Origin of the sequence: Brevibacillus brevis (assembly GCF_001039275.2) — a bacterium.
GTDB classification, from domain to species: Bacteria; Bacillota; Bacilli; order Brevibacillales; family Brevibacillaceae; genus Brevibacillus; species Brevibacillus brevis_C.
The window spans coordinates 4,161,969-4,183,629 of record NZ_CP030117.1 but is presented as its reverse complement, the minus strand read 5'-3'; the positions used below and the strand labels follow the sequence as shown (position 1 = coordinate 4,183,629).

General features: G+C 47.2%; 25 protein-coding genes and 1 riboswitch. Of the genes, 16 read left to right on the top strand and 9 right to left on the bottom strand.

The genetic code is table 11. The features are described from left to right. The first annotated feature begins 158 nt into the window (after positions 1-158). Positions 159-560, top strand: coding sequence for an adenosylmethionine decarboxylase (gene speD, locus AB432_RS20085; protein ID WP_048033792.1), 402 nt, complete (start codon positions 159-161; stop codon positions 558-560). A 79-nt stretch (positions 561-639) separates the two neighbouring features. Here speD and AB432_RS20080 read toward each other — a convergent pair whose 3' ends face one another. Then, entirely contained in the window at positions 640-1,251 is a 612-nt protein-coding gene (locus AB432_RS20080; RefSeq protein WP_048033791.1) for a YhcN/YlaJ family sporulation lipoprotein, read from the bottom strand. A 139-nt stretch (positions 1,252-1,390) separates the two neighbouring features. Between AB432_RS20080 and typA the strand changes: the two genes are divergently transcribed. Beyond that, positions 1,391-3,232 carry a translational GTPase TypA gene (gene typA / locus AB432_RS20075; protein WP_048033790.1) on the top strand — a complete coding sequence of 614 codons (1,842 nt, stop codon included), beginning with the start codon at positions 1,391-1,393 and terminating at the stop codon, positions 3,230-3,232. A gap of 67 nt (positions 3,233-3,299) precedes the next feature. Here typA and AB432_RS20070 read toward each other — a convergent pair whose 3' ends face one another. Further along, positions 3,300-3,773 (bottom strand): glutathione peroxidase, encoded by a 474-nt coding sequence (locus AB432_RS20070; RefSeq protein WP_048033789.1) that lies wholly within the window; start codon positions 3,771-3,773, stop codon positions 3,300-3,302. Positions 3,774-4,004: 231 nt separating this feature from the next. On the opposite strand from AB432_RS20070, the gene AB432_RS20065 reads away from it, so the two are divergent. The 3 genes from AB432_RS20065 to AB432_RS20055 all read left to right on the top strand — a co-directional run bounded on the left by AB432_RS20065 (position 4,005) and on the right by AB432_RS20055 (position 6,206). Beyond that, positions 4,005-4,331: a YlaH-like family protein gene (locus tag AB432_RS20065; protein WP_048033788.1), complete on the top strand. Its 327-nt coding sequence runs from the start codon at positions 4,005-4,007 to the stop codon at positions 4,329-4,331. 10 nt (positions 4,332-4,341) lie between these two features. Further along, positions 4,342-4,617, top strand: coding sequence for a hypothetical protein (locus AB432_RS20060; RefSeq protein ID WP_048033787.1), 276 nt, complete (start codon positions 4,342-4,344; stop codon positions 4,615-4,617). A gap of 191 nt (positions 4,618-4,808) precedes the next feature. Next, complete coding sequence (locus AB432_RS20055) at positions 4,809-6,206, top strand: hypothetical protein (RefSeq protein ID WP_048033786.1); 1,398 nt, start codon at positions 4,809-4,811, stop codon at positions 6,204-6,206. A gap of 9 nt (positions 6,207-6,215) precedes the next feature. Here the strand turns inward: AB432_RS20055 and AB432_RS20050 are convergent, their stop codons facing one another. After that, complete coding sequence (locus tag AB432_RS20050; RefSeq protein WP_015892138.1) at positions 6,216-6,527, bottom strand: DUF5665 domain-containing protein; 312 nt, start codon at positions 6,525-6,527, stop codon at positions 6,216-6,218. A 168-nt stretch (positions 6,528-6,695) separates the two neighbouring features. Between AB432_RS20050 and AB432_RS20045 the strand changes: the two genes are divergently transcribed. The 3 genes from AB432_RS20045 (at position 6,696) to AB432_RS20035 (ending at position 9,790) form a co-directional block, all read left to right on the top strand. Then, positions 6,696-7,154, top strand: coding sequence for a pyridoxamine 5'-phosphate oxidase family protein (locus AB432_RS20045; protein ID WP_048033785.1), 459 nt, complete (start codon positions 6,696-6,698; stop codon positions 7,152-7,154). Positions 7,155-7,228: 74 nt separating this feature from the next. Further along, positions 7,229-7,348, top strand: a riboswitch (SAM riboswitch). 94 nt (positions 7,349-7,442) lie between these two features. Then, positions 7,443-8,606, top strand: a complete 1,164-nt coding sequence (locus tag AB432_RS20040; RefSeq protein WP_048033784.1) for an aminotransferase class I/II-fold pyridoxal phosphate-dependent enzyme — start codon at positions 7,443-7,445, stop codon at positions 8,604-8,606. Then, entirely contained in the window at positions 8,603-9,790 is a 1,188-nt protein-coding gene (locus AB432_RS20035; RefSeq protein WP_048033783.1) for a trans-sulfuration enzyme family protein, read from the top strand. The genes AB432_RS20040 and AB432_RS20035 overlap by 4 nt, the downstream gene beginning before the upstream one ends. 23 nt (positions 9,791-9,813) lie before the next feature. Here the strand turns inward: AB432_RS20035 and AB432_RS20030 are convergent, their stop codons facing one another. After that, positions 9,814-10,416, bottom strand: a complete 603-nt coding sequence (locus tag AB432_RS20030) for a YhcN/YlaJ family sporulation lipoprotein (protein WP_048033782.1) — start codon at positions 10,414-10,416, stop codon at positions 9,814-9,816. 202 nt (positions 10,417-10,618) lie between these two features. Here AB432_RS20030 and AB432_RS20025 point away from each other — a divergent pair, with 202 nt between their 5' ends. After that, entirely contained in the window at positions 10,619-11,953 is a 1,335-nt protein-coding gene (locus tag AB432_RS20025) for a PhoH family protein (protein ID WP_048033781.1), read from the top strand. A gap of 334 nt (positions 11,954-12,287) precedes the next feature. On the opposite strand, the gene AB432_RS20020 is transcribed toward AB432_RS20025, so the two are convergent. Continuing rightward, positions 12,288-12,764, bottom strand: coding sequence for a DinB family protein (locus AB432_RS20020; RefSeq protein ID WP_048033780.1), 477 nt, complete (start codon positions 12,762-12,764; stop codon positions 12,288-12,290). A gap of 138 nt (positions 12,765-12,902) precedes the next feature. Between AB432_RS20020 and AB432_RS20015 the strand changes: the two genes are divergently transcribed. Together AB432_RS20015 and AB432_RS20010 are read left to right on the top strand one after the other, a co-directional pair. Continuing rightward, positions 12,903-13,349, top strand: a complete 447-nt coding sequence (locus AB432_RS20015; protein WP_048033779.1) for a hypothetical protein — start codon at positions 12,903-12,905, stop codon at positions 13,347-13,349. An 82-nt stretch (positions 13,350-13,431) separates the two neighbouring features. Further along, positions 13,432-13,971, top strand: a complete 540-nt coding sequence (locus AB432_RS20010) for a hypothetical protein (RefSeq protein ID WP_048033778.1) — start codon at positions 13,432-13,434, stop codon at positions 13,969-13,971. Positions 13,972-14,025: 54 nt separating this feature from the next. On the opposite strand, the gene AB432_RS20005 is transcribed toward AB432_RS20010, so the two are convergent. Next, positions 14,026-14,547 (bottom strand): hypothetical protein, encoded by a 522-nt coding sequence (locus tag AB432_RS20005; protein ID WP_235617507.1) that lies wholly within the window; start codon positions 14,545-14,547, stop codon positions 14,026-14,028. A 42-nt stretch (positions 14,548-14,589) separates the two neighbouring features. On the opposite strand from AB432_RS20005, the gene AB432_RS20000 reads away from it, so the two are divergent. Both AB432_RS20000 and AB432_RS19995 read left to right on the top strand, forming a co-directional pair. Continuing rightward, positions 14,590-15,237: an MBL fold metallo-hydrolase gene (locus AB432_RS20000; protein WP_048033776.1), complete on the top strand. Its 648-nt coding sequence runs from the start codon at positions 14,590-14,592 to the stop codon at positions 15,235-15,237. Between the two features lie 93 nt (positions 15,238-15,330). Continuing rightward, positions 15,331-16,587 carry a CapA family protein gene (locus AB432_RS19995; protein WP_048033775.1) on the top strand — a complete coding sequence of 419 codons (1,257 nt, stop codon included), beginning with the start codon at positions 15,331-15,333 and terminating at the stop codon, positions 16,585-16,587. A gap of 13 nt (positions 16,588-16,600) precedes the next feature. On the opposite strand, the gene AB432_RS19990 is transcribed toward AB432_RS19995, so the two are convergent. After that, the gene (locus AB432_RS19990) at positions 16,601-17,674 is read right to left on the bottom strand and encodes a hypothetical protein (protein ID WP_048033774.1); all 1,074 of its coding nucleotides are present in this window, start codon (positions 17,672-17,674) and stop codon (positions 16,601-16,603) included. Between the two features lie 93 nt (positions 17,675-17,767). Here AB432_RS19990 and AB432_RS19985 point away from each other — a divergent pair, with 93 nt between their 5' ends. Beyond that, on the top strand, positions 17,768-18,865 hold the full coding sequence (locus tag AB432_RS19985; RefSeq protein WP_048033773.1) for a class I SAM-dependent methyltransferase: 1,098 nt from the start codon (positions 17,768-17,770) through the stop codon (positions 18,863-18,865). A 47-nt stretch (positions 18,866-18,912) separates the two neighbouring features. Here AB432_RS19985 and AB432_RS19980 read toward each other — a convergent pair whose 3' ends face one another. After that, positions 18,913-19,179 carry a DUF2626 domain-containing protein gene (locus AB432_RS19980; RefSeq protein ID WP_007723294.1) on the bottom strand — a complete coding sequence of 89 codons (267 nt, stop codon included), beginning with the start codon at positions 19,177-19,179 and terminating at the stop codon, positions 18,913-18,915. A gap of 137 nt (positions 19,180-19,316) precedes the next feature. Continuing rightward, on the bottom strand, positions 19,317-20,015 hold the full coding sequence (locus tag AB432_RS19975; RefSeq protein ID WP_048033772.1) for a helix-turn-helix transcriptional regulator: 699 nt from the start codon (positions 20,013-20,015) through the stop codon (positions 19,317-19,319). A gap of 280 nt (positions 20,016-20,295) precedes the next feature. On the opposite strand from AB432_RS19975, the gene AB432_RS19970 reads away from it, so the two are divergent. Both AB432_RS19970 and AB432_RS19965 read left to right on the top strand, forming a co-directional pair. After that, positions 20,296-20,673 (top strand): Spx/MgsR family RNA polymerase-binding regulatory protein, encoded by a 378-nt coding sequence (locus AB432_RS19970; protein WP_016740704.1) that lies wholly within the window; start codon positions 20,296-20,298, stop codon positions 20,671-20,673. 87 nt (positions 20,674-20,760) lie between these two features. Then, on the top strand, positions 20,761-21,528 hold the full coding sequence (locus AB432_RS19965) for an enoyl-CoA hydratase/isomerase family protein (RefSeq protein ID WP_048033771.1): 768 nt from the start codon (positions 20,761-20,763) through the stop codon (positions 21,526-21,528). The last annotated feature ends 133 nt before the right edge of the window (positions 21,529-21,661 follow it).

The window sequence follows — 21,661 nt, the reverse complement described above, 5'->3', positions numbered from 1 at the left end:
TAGGCCGATGCATGGTATTGTTGTTTTCGTTGGAAACAGGATTAGGAACCAGGATTCACTTTAAAGGGTGGATAACAACGGAAACCGCCCCCGTTAGTGAATGACGCAGGTCCTAGCGATGTTTAACATTACACTCGTTAGGAAGGGGGAACCGAAAGATGGAATATTCGACTTTCGGAAGACACGTTGCTGTTGACACATGGGGAGTTCAGTTTGATTTGTTGAACGACGCAGAATTTTTGAAAAAGGAAATGATTGAGGCTGCTGAGGCATGCGGTGCTACGGTACTGAGTGTGCAAGCGAAGCAGTTTTCTCCTCAGGGTGCTACCGTACTGGTTCTTCTCTCGGAAAGCCACCTGTCCATTCATACGTATCCTGAGCGCGGCTTTGCTGCTCTGGATTGCTACACGTGTGGGGAAACCGTTGATCCGCAAATCGCCATCGACTACTTGGTATCCGTGCTGAAGCCGGAAAAAACTTACGCGAAGAAATTAGTTCGTGGTTTGGGTGAACTGCAAGTTGTTGAGCCAGAAATGAAACTGGTTGAAGCGACAAAGTAAGTAACAAATGGAAAAGTTTTCAAGAGGTGCGGGCTGATTCCGCACCTCTTTTATATGGAACTTCGATTCATATTTGTCATTATGGAGTGACAGTAGGAATTCTGCGGCCAATATCGTGGAGCAGAGAACGAAATTCCGTGGATGTATTGGTGATCTGGCTTTTCATGTCGGGTCTCACATCAACTTGATTGGTCCGATGCGTCGCTTCTTCATAAATATCTGCATGGATGGCACGAATCCGGTCAAATGTGGCTGCGTCGGATGCTACTTGGATCGAGAAATTGGGAACGCGTGAACGAACGGCGGAGTGGACTTGCTGTTCGATTATGCGCGTTTGTTCAGGGCCAAAATTTTTCCGAACACGAATTCCGATGACCGCATCGGTGCCACTCACGAGAACAGTAGCACGTTCCACACCAGGCACGTCATCTGCGACCATGGTGAGCTGTTCAGCCAAATCCTGATTAAAACCGTTAACCGTATATCCGTTTCGATAATTGCGGGCATTGATTCCGCCAGTGTAGGCATGATAATCATGAGCGAGGCTTGTCCTAGCACCTGGGGCTTGCTGATAGGTGGTACTTTGTGTGTGCGCTTGATTTTTTGGATGGCTGCTGAAGCTTGCGCATCCGCTCATCATGGTTGCAATCATAAGCAAGCCAACCAAACATTTTGGGCCGTACCGTTCCATACGTTTGCCACCTCCATTTTCCTTAGTATGACGAAATTAAAGTCTCTTACTCAGGAAGTGGCTCCCGTAAAAAACTGCCCATTGTGCCGCGTTTCACTACCTGTTAATATGGAAGGTATGCATAATAGAGGAGGTTCACATGAAGCGTCTTGACATACGCAACATTGCAATTATTGCCCACGTTGACCACGGAAAAACAACGCTGGTTGACAAACTTTTGATCCAATCGGGCACATTCCGCTCGAATCAACAGGTAGAAGAGAGAATGATGGACTCTAACGACCTGGAGCGCGAGCGTGGAATTACGATCCTGGCGAAAACCACTTCTGTTAAATACAAGGATTTCACAATTAACATCTTGGATACACCAGGCCATGCTGACTTCGGTGGCGAGGTTGAGCGTATCATGAGCATGGTGGATGGCGTTCTGTTGATCGTCGACGCCTTCGAAGGCTGTATGCCACAAACGCGCTTTGTACTGAAAAAAGCGCTGGAAGCAAAAGTTACCCCTATCGTTGTCGTGAACAAAGTTGACCGCGACAATGCACGTCCTCAAGAAGTTATCAACGAAGTGTACGACCTGTTCATCGATCTGGATGCGACGGAAGACCAGTTGGAATTCCCAATCGTATATGCTTCCGGTCTGCAAGGGATTGCAGGACTTGAGCCAGATAAGCTGGAAGGCGACCTTCGCCCACTGTTTGACACCATCGTAGAGCATATGCCTGCTCCTGACGCAGACGAATCTGCTCCGCTCCAAATGCAAGTAACCATGCTGGATTACAACGACTTTTTGGGTCGTATCGGGATTGGCCGCATCTATCGCGGAACCATGAACCTGAATGAAATGGTATCTGTCACTACCCGCGAAGGCGAAGTGAAAAAAGCACGGATTCAAAAGCTGTTCGGTTTCTCCGGATTGCAACGTGTTGAGCAAAAAACAGCACGAGCAGGAGATATCGTAGCGATTTCGGGTATTGACGATATCAACGTAGGGGAAACCGTTTGCCACGTTGACCATCCAGAGGCATTGCCACTCTTGAAAATTGACGAGCCTACCCTGCAAATGACGTTCCTTGTGAACAACAGCCCGTTTGCTGGTCGCGAAGGTAAGCACGTGACTTCCCGCAAGCTGCGTGATCGTCTGATGGCTGAGCTGGAGACAGATGTATCTCTGCGTGTAGATGAAACAGATTCGCCAGATGCGTATGTGGTTTCTGGACGCGGTGAATTGCACTTGTCCATCTTGGTAGAGAACATGCGTCGTGAAGGCTTTGAGCTAGGTGTGTCCAAGCCTGAGGTTATCATTCGTATGATCGATGGACAAAAAATGGAACCGGCTGAGCTGCTGATCATTGATGTGCCTGAAGAATACACAGGGGCAGTAATGGAGACATTGGGTCAACGTAAAGCCGAGATGGTTAACATGATCAACAACGGCTTTGGACAAGTTCGCCTGGAATTCATTATTCCATCCCGCGGTTTGATCGGATATCGTACAGAGTTCTTGACGATTACTCGCGGTTACGGTATTCTCAATCACTCCTTCGACAGCTATCGTCCACTTGTACCAGGAGCGGTAGGAGGACGTCACGCAGGGGTACTCATTTCCCACGAGACAGGAACAGCTACCACGTACGGCTTGATGTCCGTTGAAGATCGCGGAACCATGTTCATTCACCCAGGTACAGAAGTATACGAAGGCATGATCGTGGGCGAGCACAACCGTGACAACGATCTTGTTGTTAACGTATGTAAAGAAAAGCATGCGACCAACGTACGTTCTGCGACCAAGGATGAGACTGTCAAAATGAAGGCTCCTCGCATGTTGTCCTTGGAAGAGGCACTGGAATATCTGAACGACGATGAGCTGTGCGAAGTAACACCTCAATCCGTTCGTCTGCGCAAAAAATATCTGAACAAATCAGATCGTGAGCGCTATGAGAAGCAAAGACGCTATGAAGCACAACCGCAAGCGTAAGATAGAAAGAAAAGAACGCCACTTGATCCTGTTGGGGATGAAGTGGCGTTTTTGTTTGGGCTTATTCTTACAACAGACTCTCAATATCAGAGATGAGTTCTTCCGGTTGAGTACGAGCACTGATGCGTTTTACGACATGACCGTCTTTATCCACGAGGAATTTGGCGAAGTTCCATTCGATATCTGAATGTTCATCGCTCTGGGCATGCTCCTTCAAATACTGATACAACGGGTGAGTACCAGGACCATTGACATCGATCTTTGCAAACAGCGGGAACGTTACGCCGTAATTTCGATCGCAGAACGTTGCGATTTCTTCTTCTGTTCCTGGCTCTTGCCCAGCGAACTGGTTGCAAGGGAAGCCGAGAACGACGAGACCCTTATCCTGATAACGCGTATACAGCTCCTGTAGCCCTTTGTATTGAGGGGTAAGGCCGCATTGGCTGGCGACGTTTACGATTAGCAGGACATGCCCTTTGAAGGCGGCTAATGTCTTTTCATCACCGGAAATCGTTTTGACGGCAATATCATACAAGCTCATCTTATTCCCACCTTTTTCTACTGACATATCCTCATCATAGCATGTACCGCGAAATTCATGCTAGCTACATGGAAGAGCCTACCGTTTTTTGACACAGAATCCACCACCTGATAAAGTAAGAAAGATAGCGTTTTCCTAAGAAAAAAGGAGTGACTATTCGTTTCATTCCGCCTATGAGGTGGCATGTGAAGCGGTAGAGGTTTCACCGCTTGAAGACAGGAGAGATAAGTGATGGACTGGATACAAATCGCATCAACCTATGTGCCAACGAATCCAGATCAGCTCACAGCATATGACAGCTTTCGCATATGGGCTGATAAATATCGGGCTTGGATTTTGTTTGTGGAATTAATTATTGTCTATTATCTTGGCTTTGCTACCCGTATTCGTATGCCTATTTTGAAAAACGTGCTCTTGTACATCCTTTTATTTGCCGGAGCTCTCATTTTCGCTATTCTGGATGTGCAGCTTCCTGTGAAAAGTGCAATGATGGTGGCGATCGCGATTCTCGTGATTGTAAAGGTACGGATCAAGCCGGAGCAAACTGGGCGAAAGTGAGGAGAACCGCGTGAAGCGTGAAGATGCACTTTTTAATTGGCTGCAAATTCAAGTGGTTGCCGATGCGCGACCAGAAGACCGCTCTGCTTTGGATACAGCTGCTTTTTTCTTGCAATTGCTGCAAGAGGATCATCAAATGAGTGATATTGGCTATCGACAGGAAGGCAGTTGGTACGTGCTATTCGGGAGCGTTGACTCTCAGTCCATGGAAGTGCGATACCCTGCTGAATCAGTCGAAGCTTTATTGGTCGCGATTGAAAGTGAACCCAAGTACAACTGCAACTAACGGGACAAAGACTCCCCCTCTACTTGCCGAAATGATTCGGAAGTTGGGTGGAGTTTTTTTGTATCAAGCGTTTTTTATAGGTAATAAGACGCGGTTTCTTGGAAGATGCAACTTTTGAAAATGATTTCCCGTCAATATTCATGCCCCAAGCATGCAGGGGGATTTTGGCAGACTAGAAGGGGGAACTACCATTGAAAAAGTACATGACCAAGCCCGTATTAGCAGTGGTGACTGCGGCAGGTATTCTTGGCTGTTTGACGCCAATTTTTGCCGATGCAAGCTCGATTGCAAGTCCAAGTGCCACAAAGGTAGTCATGAACGACGAGGGTAAGCAAGTTACACGCTACAATCTGAAAGAACTTGCCCAAAATGATCCAACCACACTGAACATGCTCTTGAAAAATCAAGCGGATCACTTGTACATCATTGTAGAAGAAATCAACTTGAATACGAAGCTCCAAACGTTTATGGAAGAAAACAAAGCGGAGTGGGAGCGTATCTACAACGAGTACTACAGCGATATTTGGCTGGAAGTGCGCCTGACAGACAACGATGAAGAAATTGTGAGCGTAAATGCCAAGACTGAAAATAACAAGGTGTACATAAAGGGGATTGTGACTTCGGATGTCACCAAGGTGGTTGTGAAAAAGCCGAATTCCGATATCATTGAAGTCGTTCCAACCGACGAGCACTCTTTCACAGTCAGCTTTGAAGCTCCTGATGCATCCTATGAGCCGTATGTAACCGTGAGTGCCTATGAAGGCAGCAAGCTGGTCGATAGCGAAAAGGTAAAGATCGTTCCAAAAGCAGAAGAAGATAAGGAAATGATCATCCATACGATGTCTGTATTGGATGCGAAGAAAAAGGAATTAAAAGTAAAAGGAATTGTCAAGCAGGGGGCAGACAAAGTAACTGTCACCTATAATGGCGTGAAAAAAGACGCAAGCGTGAAGAAGCTGTGGGATGGCGTAGGCAGCTTTACGGTTTCAGTGAAGGATGTACAAGCAGCAAAAGATCAAAAAGCCTTGATCGAGGTTTACGAGGATGGCAAGAAGGTTGATTCCGAATCCGTTCAGGTAGAAATTGTTAACGCTCCTGACAAGGATCAAGCGACCGAATATGCCATCAAGGCAACTGCTGTAAACAATCCTGCCGCCAAGTCCATCCAGGTGAAGGGGACAGTAAGCGGCTGGAATAAAAAGGACGATACTGAATTGTTTGTGATCGCTCCAGACGGTCAGAAAAAAGAAATTGAACCGAATGACAAAGGTGAGTTTTCTTTGACGTTGTCTTACAAGAATCGTTCCTTTAGCGCCAAATCGATTCAATTCGCATTGTATGAAGACGATAAGCTGGTTAAGAAAGCTGACGTTGCATTAAGCACAAAAGTCATTGTCGAGCCTGTGAAGCCAACAGACGAGGATGAAGACGACGATGATGACAAAAAGAAAAAAGAAAAAGGGAAGCAGAAAGATAAGCATCCCAACGGCAACGCGTATGGCTATTGGAAAAAGCACGACAAACATCATGATGACGATAATGACCAGGACGATGACGACGACGAAGATCATGACGACGACAGAGACTAGTCTCTAACGTTAAGGTCGCTGCTTGTAAGTCTCGACGTACTCCACCAATTGTCTGATGTAATCCCCTAGAATGGGGATTGATAGAAATTGCGTCAAGAGGGAGCCGAGGAAAGCCAAAACGATAGCAGTACCAATCGTCAATCCCAGACCCCGGGCAAGACCTGCGAGGAAATTGATCCAGAGCAGCTTGCGCGGGGCTGTGTAATTTTGGATCACATCTGCTAGTCGAATATCTTCCAGGAACATTGCAATTTTATGCATCCGCTCATTTACCTTCCGAACTTCCTGAAGCTCTTCAAGAACTTGGTCAATTTGCTGCATGAGGCGGTCTGTAGGCGACAAGCTGTCCATCCCCTTCCATCATTCGGTATCGTTACCTACCAGTCTAGGGAAAAAGACAACCAGAATCAAGATGGAGAGGAAACGTTTGCCTATCCGCTAGGCGAAGGGTAAAATGAACGTACAAAACGTTTGTTAGGAGGCTTTGAAATGGCTGAAACTGTTTCCCAATCTCTTTCCGAAGATTTATTCCAGCTCTTGCAAAAGGAGCGTTTTGTTACCTTGGGCACAGTAGATCATGAGTCAGGGGCACCATCGCTCAGCTCCTTGTCCTGGACGTATGCTGTCAGCGCCGATACGATTCGTTTTGCCGTGGATAATCGCTCACGTATTTTGGCTAATATTGCGAAGGAACCGCAAGTTGTCCTGCATTTAATCGGTGCCGGCTCATCTTTTGCCATTAATGGTCGTGCTACCGTCAAAACAGACCGACTGGAAGGTGTTCCGCTCAAGCTGGCCATGGCAGAAATCAAAATTGAGGCCGTTCGTGATATTATGTTTTATGGTTCCCGTATTTCCGTAGAACCACAATATGAAAAGACGTATGACAAAAACGCGGCAGCGAAGCTGGACAATCAAGTTATGACCGCCTTGAAAGATGCAAATTAACAGGTGGAAATAAATTGTTGACAAGAATCCTGCCGATCCATTAGTATTAGGTTCAATCGAATTGAATAGCAATCTTCTTATCCAGAGCGGCGGAGGGACTGGCCCGATGATGCCCGGCAACCAATCACCTGTATGTTAACAGGGAGATAATGGTGCTAATTCCTGCAGAGTTATCAAACTCTGAAAGATGAGAAGGATTTGCTTACGGTGACGTAAACAAAGCCTTCTTTCAGAGGAAAGAGGGCTTTTTTGATGCCCTCGTACACTATTGGAGGGAGAGAAACAGACATGAAATTGGAAACAAAGTTGATTCAGGCGGGAGTAGGCAGAGACGAAAAAACAGGGGCGGTGAGCTTTCCTGTTTACTATGCAACGGCTTATCGCCATCCTGCCTTGGGCCAGAGCACTGGATATGATTATACGCGCACTGCTAATCCTACTCGCACCATATTGGAGGAGACTATCGCTGAAGCGGAATCAGGGGATGCAGGATTCGCTTGCGCCTCAGGAATGGCTGCTGTTCATACTGTCATGGGCTTGTTTTCCCAAGGGGATCATCTGATCGTTTCACTCGATCTGTACGGGGGAACCTATCGATTGTTCGAGCAAGTGCTCTCTCGCTACGGTCTGACGTTTTCATACGTGGATTTGCGTGACATTGGTGCACTCAAAAATGCGCTTCTTCCAAATACAAAGGCTATCTTTGTTGAGACACCAACCAATCCACTCATGCAGATTACCGATATTCGAGCAGTAACGCAATTGGCGAAGCAGCACGGGCTCCTGACGATTGTAGACAACACATTCTTAACCCCGTATTGTCAACGCCCACTAGAGCTTGGCGCAGATATCGTCCTACATAGTGCAACCAAGTATTTGGCAGGACATAACGATGTGCTGGCTGGACTCATCGTCACAAAAGGGGAAGAGTTGTCGGAAAAAATCCGGTTTTTGCACAATTCAATCGGTGCTGTGCTCGGACCACAAGATTGTTGGCTCCTCGTGCGCGGGATGAAAACATTGGCATTGCGGATGGAGCGCCATCAATCCAATGCCTTGATCGTAGCGGAAAAGCTGCGTGAGCATCCAGCAGTTGCGGAGGTGTTTTATCCAGGTTTGCCCGAGCATCCGGGGCATGAGATCCAGGTGAATCAAGCGACTGGGCATAGTGGGATGGTATCGTTCCGTGTACGTGATGCAGAGCAGGTGGGATTGTTCCTGCAAAATCTGCAAATCGTGTCCTTTGCCGAAAGTCTGGGTGGCGTCGAGTCATTGTGTACGTATCCGGCGACGCAGACTCACGCCGATATCCCGCAAGAAGTACGAGAGCATGTCGGTGTTTGTGATCGATTGTTACGACTGTCGGTTGGCATCGAGCATCCAGATGATGTCGTAGCCGATTTGTTTCAGGCATTAAATGCTAGTTTGGTCGTAGGGGGGAGTGTACGATGAATTTTGCAACCAAGCTCCTCCACGGTTCGACTTGCATTGACCCGTTCACAGGTGCGTCGTCGGTTCCGATTTATCAGGCTTCCACGTTTCATCAGGCTGATATTGATCAGCCAGGTACATTTGATTATGCCAGATCAGGCAATCCGACCAGGCAGGCTTTGGAGGAAGCCATTGCGTCTCTGGAGGGAGGCGCACGCGGTTTCGCGTTCTCATCTGGCATGGCTGCCATTTCCAGCGTGTTCATGTTGTTTTCAGCTGGAGACCATGTTGTAGTAGCGGAGGATGTTTACGGTGGCACGTTTCGGTTTTTGACAAAGGTATTGTCAAGAATGGGCATCTCCGTTACGTTCGTGGATGCAACAGATACAGAAGCTGTTCGTGCGGCCATTACACCGGCAACGAAAGGGGTATACCTGGAGAGCCCCTCCAATCCCACCTTAAAGGTGACAGACATTGTAGCAGTTTCTCGTATCGCGAAGGATCACAACTTGCTCGTCATAGTCGATAATACGTTCCTTACCCCATATTACCAGCGACCATTGGAGCTTGGCGCGGATGTGGTCATTCATAGTGCAACGAAGTTTATCGGAGGGCATAGCGACGTCGTGGCAGGTCTGGCTGTAACCAGAGAGGCTGCGTTGGGGGAGCAGCTCTACTTTATCCAGAATGGCATGGGAGCGATTCTGGGTGTGCAGGACTGCTGGCTCGTGATGCGTGGGCTCAAAACATTGAAAGCCCGATTGGATGTGAGCACGAAAACAGCCGCGAGCTTGGCTGACTGGTTGTCTTCGCATCCACAAGTAAGCCGAGTCTACTATACAGGACTGGCGGATCATCCCGGTCATTTGATTCAAACACAACAAGCGACTGGTCATGGGGCTGTTCTTTCTTTTGATGTAGGGAACCGCGAGCGAGCAAAAGCGTTGTTTGATCGCGTAAAATTGCCGATTGTGGCTGTCAGCCTCGGGGCAGTCGAAACGATTCTCTCGTACCCAGCTACGATGTCACATGCAGCCATGCCTGCTGAGGAAAGAGCAGCAAGGGGAATCACAGATGGTTTGATCAGGTTGTCAGCTGGTTTAGAGGATTTCGATGACTTGGTGGCAGATTTGAAGCAAGCTTTGGATCATTTACCATCTGAAACACCAGTCTATAAAGAAAAAGAGGTATTCTCCCGGGCTTAATCCGGGGGGATACCTCTTTTCTTTTAAGGTGTTCCTGTACGATTTGCGTTGATCTTGTTTTGTCCTTGCGGCTCTTTGTGCATGCGTTTTTCTTTTACCTGAGAAGGGGTTTCTTCGCGAGGCTGCACACTGCGCGGCAGTTGGGGAATGATCCGACCTACGATATCTGCCAACTCTTCCGTAATTCCGGCAACAGGATGGCCGCGACGAATATCATCTCTCATTTCACGTAACCGCTGTACGATGGCAGGGTCTGCCGTTACGACAGCGTTCGCTCCTTGAGGATCTTCTTTCAGTGCTTCCGCAACCGTATACTTAATGACGCCGACTTCTGGGCGATCCAGATTCGGGTCCACCGTAATACCGACTACGGCATATTTGCCCAAGACCACAGCAGTCGCGCTGTGTACCCTTTTCACACGTGTTGCCAGTTGGACCAGACGGTCAGCGGTGGCTTGAGAAGATTGATTATAAGCAGGCTCAGGAGTTGTTTGCTGAACGCGTTGCGTATGAGTGGCATGCTTCGGCTGTGCAGCCTGATTCGCCGGTGGTTTATTTCCCGACATGCATGCTGTAAGCAACAAGCTAAAACCGAGGCAGCAGATCATGATCCGTTTCACAGGCATTCTCCCTTTCCCAGTATTGCCGTCCTTCGTGAGGAGGGCAGGGTTACAAGTATTTTGTTCTGGGCTGTCCATTTTCATTCTGCCAATGGGTCGTCTATCTCTGTCTACCTGAACATAGACTGTAGTACATCACGTCGCCGCACTTGAGCATCCCTCCAAAAATTGCATAGGGTATATAAGAAGGGTAATAGGAGGCGAGATTTTGAAGAAAATCTACGTACTGGACACCAACGTACTCCTGCAAGATCCAAGGGCGATGTTTTCTTTCGCTGACAATGAAATTGTCATACCAGCCGTCGTATTAGAAGAAATCGATTCCAAAAAGCGGTACATGGATGAAATTGGCCGCAATGCTCGGTACGTATCTCGGCTCTTTGACAGTTTTCGTGAGCTGGGGCAATTGCACACAGGCATTACCCTAGAAACAGGTGGGTTGTTTCGGGTGGAATTGAATCATTCCTCTTTCCACCGCCTTCAGAAACAATTTACGGAAATGAGTAATGACAACCGCATTTTGGCGGTCGCACTAAACTTACAGGAGGAGGAAAACGGAAAGCCACAGCCAAGACCAGTCATTTTGGTAAGTAAGGATGCTCTCATGAGAGTCAAGGCTGATGCATTGAATATTTCCGCAGAGGATTTTCTTTCGGATCGAGTTGTGGGAGAGTTCTCCAGTATTTACCCGGGGTATCAGAAGATGATGGTAGCGTCCGACATCATCAAGACTTACTATGCGACAAGAAAGCTGCAACTGGCCTCCTGTTTTCCGCGCTATCGCTTTTACCCTCATCAATTTTTAGTGCTGAAGGACGAATGCAACCCATCTATTTCAGCTATTGGAAAAGTCGACCCGGACGGAAAAATGTTAGAAATGCTTATTTCAGATGATGATCCGATTTGGGGCATCAGAGCCCGTAACGTGCAGCAACGGATGGCAACCGAATTGCTGTTACGTGATGATATTCCTTTAGTAACCATGACCGGTAAGGCCGGTACAGGAAAAACCTTGCTGGCATTAGCAGCGGGCCTGCTGCAAATCGAGGACCAGCAAAAATACAAAAAACTGTTAGTGGCAAGACCTATTGTTCCGCTTGGAAAAGACATCGGTTATTTGCCCGGCGAAAAAGAAGAGAAGCTTCGACCGTGGATGCAACCGATTTATGATAATTTGGAATATTTGTTTAACACAAAGCGGCCAGGAGATCTGGATAAAATTTTGGCAGGCATGGGTAGTTTGCAGGTGGAAGCTTTGACGTATATACGGGGGCGCTCCATCCCCGAACAATTTATTATCATTGATGAAGCCCAAAACTTGACAAAGCATGAAGTGAAGACGATCCTGACGAGGGTGGGGGACGGCTCGAAAATTGTGCTAATGGGTGATCCTGAGCAGATCGATCATCCGTATCTGGATGAGAGCAACAACGGTTTAACCTACGTGGTAGAAGTATTTAAAGACCAAAAGCTGGCTGGGCATATCCGCTTGGAAAAAGGCGAACGGAGTGTGCTCGCACAGCTGGCCGCAGATTTATTGTAAAGATGGATGTATGAAAAACTGCGAGGAGGTCATACTATTTTTGTCGAGCCCGATGATTCATGTAAGTAAACGGCGAAATGCCTTGCAGGAGGCGAAGATCCGTGGATAATCATGATCAAGCAATCGACGAAAGTCGTATGGAGATAAACCGATTCCTTTAGCTACTTTTCTCTACGATGGAGGTTGAAGAGCCAAAGAGAATAACCGGTAGAACCCCATAAGCAATTCGGGCTCGACAAGGACCGCTCCTCATTGGAGCGGTTTTCATTTTTTTGAGATTCGGAGGCAAAAAAAAACGCGGATAAAAAATCTCCGCGTTTTTGTCCAAATTTCCTTATTTAGCAGCTGCAATCGCATTTCGTAAAGACGAAATACATCCGATGTGCATACCTTCATGGAAAAGAGTGAAGACCATCATTTCCCCATAAGTATGCATAGTACCTCTGTCTCCTAGTTCAAACGGTTTTGGCAATGGATCATTCAAGCGGGAGTGCAATTCTTCTTTGATACGCACATGCTGTTCTTTTAGCTCGGCAGCTAAAGTCTCGAGGGAAGGTCCTTCTTTTTGCCAATCAGCAGGCTTGGTTCCTGGAGAAAACATGGCTGCGTAATACGGAGGACATTTCATTCCTTCTGGTCCGAAGAGCAAGTAATCTTGTGTCAGGAGAAGATGACCAATATTCCAGCGAATGTTGTTTTTAAAGCCATCGGGAACCACGTCTGCTTCTTCCTCGGTTATTTCTGTTAATCTCTTCAAAAACATTCCGCGAATCAAGTCGTACTGATTCCATACAAAAGAAAAGTCCTGCATAGCAATCCCTGCCCTTCCTCATATTTACATGCACCAACATGTTACCGCATAAACAGAAAAGGGGAAATATACAAACTGCAAAAAAATTTGCAAGTTGTCCCTCTAACTCCATACATATGTACAAAGGGGGGAAGAATGATGGTTACGTTGGATTCATCTATTTCTTTTTTGATTTATATAACAGCGGTGTCCAGCGCGGCAGCAGGCGTTACCGAAGCTTTTAAATCAGTCATTCCCTTTTTGGCGACGGACTATGAGGCGAAAGAAAATTGCTGGGAGGATCAGTATCACGCAGCTCGATTGATGCACTACAAGCGTTTTTTCAATCTACTTATTTCCGTATTGGCTGCGGGTGTCATTTTTGGCATGCTTGGGCTGGACCCGGCTCTTATTTTAACTGGTGCCCAATCCGCTTATGTAAAAAATTCGTGGCAGCTAGGAACCTGGATGTGGGGAATTGTTGCGGTATTTGGCTCGCCTTTTTTCGCATCACTCCTCAAAATACTAGAGAGCTTCAAACAATCGGTGGACAACAATCTGCCACCAAATCGACCTCGCCGCAAAGTCAGCGGAACACGAGAATAAGCTCGTCTCCCTAAGGTTGCCCGATGCTTGCCGAATACGCTAAGATAACCAAAAGAGCGGTAGCAAAGGTGGGCACAGGTGAATGATGTGGAAATGCTTGCGAATGACTGCGTTTTGGGTAGTAACAATAGTAGTTTTGGCCGCGTGTTCGACCCAGTCGGAACCAACTGCTACATTTGACCCCGAAAATCAAAAGGAATACGGAGTAAACGGCGTCTATCTCGGGCAGAACATAAAAGAAGCGATGGATATTTTGAAACCGACAAAAGCTGATTTTATGGATATGGTGACAAGGCAAAGCTACACGGTAGAGCAGATGGCGCAGGGTGCGGGAGATGCCGTGATGGGGATGCTGCTAGTGGATCAGACCCAGATGATGCTCAAAGTCCACAAAGGTGAATTGACATCGATCATGCTGGGAGGAGTACCACGTGAGGACGCGCAAAAATTCAAAACATATCGAGGACTCGCCATGTTTGACAGTGCGGAACAGCTAGAGAAGCTGTACGGCAAAGGAAAAGGCGAACAAGAAGTGATATATGAAGGCAGCAAATACACCGCCAATTTTGGTCTTGTGGACAATCAAGTTGCGTGGTTCCGATTTGATCGTAAATCATCGTAAAAAGGAGAAGGGAGTTCGCTTATCAGGAGCTCCCTTTTTTTGCGTGTCATGGATTTATGTAGTCGGATGGAGCCAAACGAGCTTCACTTGATAAGCCTTCGCGATTCCCTCTGCCAGTGGAATCAAGCTTTGATCGATCAGGTAGGCTTCGGGCTGTTGTGTATTTTCGGGTATCACGCCTAGAACATGCTCGCGGAGTTGCTCCTTGGCTGCCCACTGATCTTCAGAGTGGGATGGAGCTCCGAGCGTTACGATGGCAACTTGATCTGCATATACATACAAATGTTCATTTTGGGAGACAAAACCGATATCATCGAGTTGATCGATTGTGGTTGCTGACGGGAGCAGCAATAGAGAGAAGGCATCACCTAACATGTTGGACTTCTCCAAAATGGTTACCAGCTTCTCCTGTTCAGCTTGATTCTCTACAATAAAAAGCAGTTTGTCCCGATCAAAGACATTGACATGATCTCCGATTTTATGTATGACTTGAGCATAGAAGCCAGGGAGCTTCCCGGCTGGTACATTCAGTTCAATTCCGTACATATGGCGCATGTCATACCCCCATGTTTGCAAGCGTGTTTTTTCTATCGTATCAAAAAATCAAGGAGGTTTCTTATGGAGAATCAAAATCTTGCCATTGAATCCTATGCGTTGGGAGCATTTCAAACCAATGCGTATGTGGTGACAAACACCGATACCAATCAAACCATTGTGATTGACCCGGGCATGGAGCCAGATCAGTTGCTCCACGCCCTCGCGAATAAAAACGTCGTTGCCATTCTTTTGACGCATGCCCACTTGGATCATATTGGTGGTCTCAACCAAGTAAGAGAATTGACAAAAGCACCGGTTTACATTCATCCGCTGGAGCAGGAATGGCTCACAAACCCGGATCTCAACGGATCTCGACGCTGGAATCTACCTGAACTCATCGTATGTGAGCGGGCGGAGCACGAGCTAGAGGATGGTCAGACTCTGGAACTGGCAGGTTTTCACATTCAGGTGCTTCATACGCCAGGTCATTCACCGGGCAGCTGTTCATTTGTAATTGGCCAGCATTGCTTCGGTGGCGACGTTCTGTTTAACCAGAGCATCGGGCGTACGGATCTCTTCGGAGGAGATTACGAGACACTGATGATCAGCATCCAAGACAAGCTGTTTGAGCTCGATGATGAAACCATTGTTTATCCAGGGCATGGTCCGAAGACGACGATCGACTACGAGAAAACGTACAATCCGTTTGTTACAGGCATGCTTCGCTAGTTACTTCATCATTCTTTATAAAGGTTGGGAGAGGATTTTGTCAGGTGGTGGAGAAAAGGAAGGGGTCACCATTTACTAAAGGAGCTATTCATTATGAAGCGAACATGGAAATGGGCACTCCTTCTCGTTATCGCCTGCACGAGTCTGGTTGGGTGTGCGGCACCCGTCGCCCAAGCAGACAGGACGAACCAAGCTCCCAACGTGAAAGTGCCTGATCCCGAAACACCTCCGCAGACAGCGCCCGATCGACAGGAGACACAACCTCCGACTTTGCCATCAAGATTTCCGGAACAGCGTATCTCCCTTCTCGCTGTTGGGGATATCATGATGCATCAGGAGCAGTTGGATGCCGTCTGGGACCCAGCGACGAAAAGCTATGATTTTAAACGTTTCTTCCCGAATGTCATTCCGATGTTCCGCGAGGCAGACTGGGTCATCGGCAATCTTGAGACAACGATGAGCGGCAGCGAGGCCAAATACTCAGGCTATCCGATGTTTAATTCTCCAGAGTCGCTAGCACATACGTTGAAGGAAATTGGATTCACTGCGGTATCGACAGCGAACAACCATTCGATGGACCGCAAAGAGCAAGGGGTTCTGCAAACGATCAAATATCTCGATGAAGCTGGTCTGCCGCACACGGGAACGTTTGCGAGTCCCGAGGAACGAGATGAGCCCTTGTTGTTGACCAAGGACGGATTCACACTCGCCTTGCTAGCGTATACGTATGGGACGAATGGCATCGCAATCCCAGAGGGCAAGCCGTACCTGGTCAATCTGATTTCGCCTGAACTGATGAAAAAAGACATCGCACGGGCAAGAGAAAAAGGAGCCGATCTGGTTGCAGTGGCGCTTCATTTCGGAAATGAGTATCAGCGCATGCCCAGTCCTGAACAAATCAAGACCGCCGAGCAAGCTCTAACATTTGGAGCGGATTTGATTTTGGGTGCGCATCCACATGTGGTACAACCTTATGAATGGAAGACGGTTACCCTCGAAGATGGACGGCAACACAAAGGACTAATCACTTACTCTTTAGGCAATTTCATCTCTGCGCAGCGATGGGACTACAAGGATGTTGGCGCAATCCTGAAGCTAGTGCTGTACAAGAATGAGTCAGGAGAGGCTAGCATTGAAAGTGCTGAAATGATTCCGACCTACGTTCATTTTTATCGGAAAAATAACAAGCGCAACTATGTTATTTACCCGGTGTCAGAAACATTGGAGAAGCTGAAGCAGGGGCAGAAATATCCTACGCTGACGAAAGAAGCGATCCAATACATGACACAATTGCAGAAGGAAATGCCGGCTCATGTTAATAAGGTTGTCTCCAAGAAAAAAGCCAGCTAACGAATAGCTGGCTTTACTTCTTTCCGAATCCAAATGGAAGATTGAATTGTAATTGGAGTTTTAATTCTTCGTCCATCAGCGTGATGCCCTGTACTTGGATATTGGGGGAGATCAGCTCCGGATAAAATCCGAGATCGTAAGCTTCTTCCATTTCCTCCACGGTCGATTGAGGCAAGGCAAAGCCGTCAAAGTACAGCTCGGTAATGTGGAATTTGAGATGGGTAGGAGAGACGAGCTCATAGTTACCAACGAGCTTTAGCTCCATCTGATCATACGTGCCTTCCACGGTCAGCTTGTTATCCTCAAAGGAGAAGTGGGATTGTTTAAACAAGGCGTCTTTCTCTATCAAAAAATTGTTGAAGTCAGTCTGGTTGATGGTCAGCGTATGCTTGAGGAGACCTTCCGACTGAATTCGATCCGGCGTCGCCAACTCGGGAACTTTAACCATGACCTGCGCGAGCATTCCGAAGAAGGTCTGGAAAGCGGGCAAACCACGTTTTTCCCAATCTAAAATCAAGTGATTCATCATCGATTCCACAACCGTCGGGTCGTCCAGCTTTTGTACGTTTTTTTCTTTTTCAGCGGCAACAGCGAGCATCTCCGACAATTGAAGCTCGTATTTTTTTCGCAGTGTTTGAAGTTGGTCCAATCGATTTTTTTTGTCGGTTTGCATCGCGGTGAGCTTGGTGCGCTCAGTATGATAGGACTCTAGTCGAGACATGTCACGCTCGTACAAGATCTCGTAGAAGTCGTACATCAATAAGAACTGATTGAAATTTTCCGCATTTAATAGTAACGTCAGAAGATTAGTACGCTCGCCCATGTAATAGGCCCGCGCTACCTCACCGGCCCGGCGTTGTGTCGCTTCCATCACCAGCTTTTGTCGTTGCAAATCGAGATCCATTTGAGCGATTTCCCCGTATGTCCGCGTCTCTTCTTCCTTGAGTAAGGTGAGGGTTCGCTCCAGCTCTTTTTGTGTAAAATGCTGCTGCAGGATGAGCTGCTCCAAAGGAGTAGAGGGCTCTTCCTGGGCGAATACCGTCAGTGGACATACAAGCAGGAACAAGACGAGAAGAATTTTGCGCATGATTTCACCTTTTGCTTTTGCCTTTCCATATTGTATGCTTCTTTTCGTATTATAGCCTTATCTAGTTGAATTTGGATAGCAGGAGAAGAGCTTATGACGATGATCGAACTGATTCACGAGGAAATAGCAAGCCAACCAGGGAAAGCGATTACGTTCGCACGCTTTATGGAGTTGGCCCTCTATCATGACACTTATGGATATTATATGGTGGAACAACCCAAAGTAGGCAAAGCGGGAGATTTTTATACGAGTGCATCGGTGCATCCTGTCTTTGCGGAAACAATCGCAGATGCAGTCTTGGCATTATGGGAGAAGGCGAATATCACTTCGCCTGTGCTCGTTGAGATCGGTGGTGGAACCGGGTCCAATTGCCGTCACATGCTGGAGCGCATCCGTGAGAGCAAACCAGAGGTATACAAACAGTTGACGGTCATTTTAATAGAGGCGAGTCCGTATCACAGGAAAATGCAGGAGGAGGCGCTCCAGTGGCACGAGGGTCCGAAGCGTTGGTATTCTTCCGTGAATGAAGCTACCAAGCATGAGAAAATAGAAGGGGTTATTTTCTCGAATGAATGGCTGGACGCATTTCCCGTACATATTGTGGAGAAAACTAGATCGGGCTGGCAGGAAGTGTGGGTGCGTGTTGGCGAGGGCGGGTTAGAAGAGTATCTGGGGGAGATGTCACCAGCGCTAGGGGAATATTTGCGCGGGCTGAACTTGAAGCTGCCAATCGGCATGCGGATGGAGATAAATATGGCGATGGAGCAAGCTGCACAAGAAGTTTCCAGCCTATTGAAAAAAGGGTTCGTCATCACGATTGATTACGGCGACCTGCAAGAAGAGCTGTACCATCCCAGTCGAAAAAACGGAACACTGATGTGCTACCATCGTCATCAGGCTCATACAAATCCGTATATCAACATAGGCGAACAAGACTTGACAACACATGTGAATTTTTCTGCGTGGAAGCAGTATGGAGAAAAGGCGGGTTTACGGGAAATAGACTATATGAGACAGGATCGGTTTTTGATACGGAATGGCTTGCTTCATAAAGCGGTCGCGCATATGGATACAGACCCTTTCACGAGCGTTGCGATGAAACGGAATCGGGCGATTCAGCAGTTGATTGATCCTGCTGGCTTGGGTGGACGTTTCTGGGTCATGGTCCAAGAGAAAGACACCGGGGAGTAAAAAAGAGGAGAACACAAAAAAGATGCTCAAGGCGAGCATCTTTTTTCTTACATGATCAATTGTAGCAAAGCGTGTTCTTGTGGACCAACAGGCATCACGAAGAATGTGTAATACGTGAATCCAACAAAAGACAGGAACATGAAGCCGAAGAAAATGTTTAGGTATACTCGTTCAGTCAGGTTCATGTAGCTCAGCGCTACGAAGAAAGCAGTCAAACTGAAGAAGATGAGCGCCATCGGGTACAATTCTGCCCAAAACGCCATCAACGCGATCACGATGGTCCAGAAACCAAGAACGCGATACATACGATCCATTTTTGTCCCCCCTTTTTGCCTCGACCGGTAAGATTTACAAGATTCCTCCCCCATTATATAGGACAGGTGAACACGTGTAAACGATAAAGGTATGACGGATTGTTGTCACCCGGGGAGGAGAGACTGGACTTGCGGTGCTAATACTGAATCACCGTATAGTTGCAGGATTGGCATCCGCGAATTTTGGAATCATCCTCACGTAATTCAATGTTCCCCAAGTACGTTTCGAATATTCCCATCAACAGAGCGTTATGCATCTGGCATACGGCATTCGGATATTTTTTTGCGCTATCAGAGAAGGTGCAGTTATTTACGCGAAAACGCAGTTTTCCTTCATCCATTGCTTCGATGTCTGGTTTCAATCCCTGAGCCACGACAATCCGATGGACCAGGTCCAATTTTTCTTCCATAGAGGCTATTTCTAAATTGATTCCGCTTTGGACAACCGCCCGTTTTGCCATCTCTGTTCCAATGCGATGTCCCATTTTAATTAGAGCGGCTTCGCCAGCTTCGCCGAGCGAGAGCAGGCTTTCAATCGCGATATCGGCCAACAGCTGATAGTCACGAGGAGGGAATTGTAGACTCACAACCTGTTCAGACAGTGAGTACAACCGACTGGGACGTCCTCCCTTACCACTTTTGTCTGTAACAGCAGTGAGTAAATTCACGTCCTCTAACTTCGTCAAATGCAAGCGTGCCACATTAGGGTGGATAGAGAAATGATCAGCTATATCCTGAACCGTGATGGGATCTTTACTGTAGGCGACAAATTGGTAAATGGAAAAACGGGTGGGGTCAGCTAAAGCACTGGTTAACTTTTGCGCATCGTGGTCCATGCCGATACCCCTTTCTCAAAACAATCTCCATAAGTGTATCCCATTTTGTGTTACTTGTTAAGGTAGCAGTGTGCTACAACAGCAGATCACACGAATTTTCATCTAGTTTTTAAATTAACTACTATTGACATAGTGTTAATGAAGCATTAAAATCCAAAGTAAGGAAGGAAATTTTATTGACTAACTTTTTGTAAGAGCTTGAACCAAACATCAAGAACTGCAAATAGTAAGACTTTTATAGATGAAATCATTCGTGATAGATGAGATGGAGGGGTAACCAATGGCCGTTGCTGAACGTACACAAACACAAAAATTGACGTTTTTCACTTATCCTAGCTGCACATCCTGTCGCAAAGCGAAGGCATGGCTGGCAGAAAACGGAGTGAATTACGAAGAGCGTCACTTGTTCAAAAATCCACCAACAGCAGAAGAACTGCTTGATATTATTAAAATGACTTCAAATGGCCTGGATGAGATTCTGTCGACGAGAAGTCAGCGTTTTAAAAACCTGGATGTCGATATTAATGATATGTCGGTGAAGGAACTGCTCGAAATGCTTAGCGAAGAGCCTCAGCTTTTGAAGCGTCCGATCCTGACTGACGGTGAAAACCTGATCGTCGGATTCAATTCTTCCGCCATGAAAAATCTACTGTCCTAATGAAGAGGGGGGAAAGACCTCCTCTTTTTTGTTTGTCCATCGAAAGGTAAAATAAAGCCACAAGCTGATAAAAAGGTGGGAGTTCTTATGGAGACCTTGCTTTTACAAAAACAGGACGGTATCGCCACGATCACATTAAATCGACCGCATGTACATAATGCGATCAGCGTGGAGCTGGTTGATGAACTGCATCAGGTCTTGCAAGATTGCCAAGCCGATCCTGAGGTCAAGGTTTTGATTGTGACGGGGACAGGGAGAAGCTTTGTTTCCGGAGGCGATCTGAATCAGTTTATTGCAGCGCGCGGCTTTGAACAGGCGCATCCTTTGCTCAGTAAAGTAACGGGGCTTTTGTCCGCCATTGATCAGTATTCCAAACCGGTGATTGCCATGATTAACGGTGCAGCGGTCGGAGGTGGCTGTGAGTTTGCGGGCGCGTGTCATTTCCGTTTTGCCACTGACCGGGCGACTTTCGGGTTTGTACAAATCAGCATGCATATCACGACGGGCTGGGGTGGAGGAAGTCGGCTGTTGGACTTGCTGCCAGAGTCAAAAGCACTCGCACTCCTGTTGACAGGTGACAGATTGCGTGCAGAGGAAGCCAAGTCCTACGGTTTTGTTGACGAGGTATACACAGAAGAGAAGTTGCATGAGGAAGTATATCGTTTCGCTCGAAAAATCGCTGCCCAGCCGCTAGCTGGCATTGAGGCGTACATGAAGGTCTTGCAGTGGAAGCGTATGGGCCTTCCGCAAGAAGAACGAATTCGGCGCGAAGTGAGTCAATGTGCGCATCTTTGGGGTAGCCCTGAACATGTCGCCGTAGTGGAAAGCTTCCTGACAAAGCGCTCCACATCGTGATCGATGTAGTCCTTTTCGTTTAAACATTTATTTGCTTGGACATACTTTTTCTAGTAGAAAGCGATTCTACAAGAGTAGGGAAAAGCATAGGATGAATTACATCATCCTTTTTAAAGGTAACGGGAGGGACTCA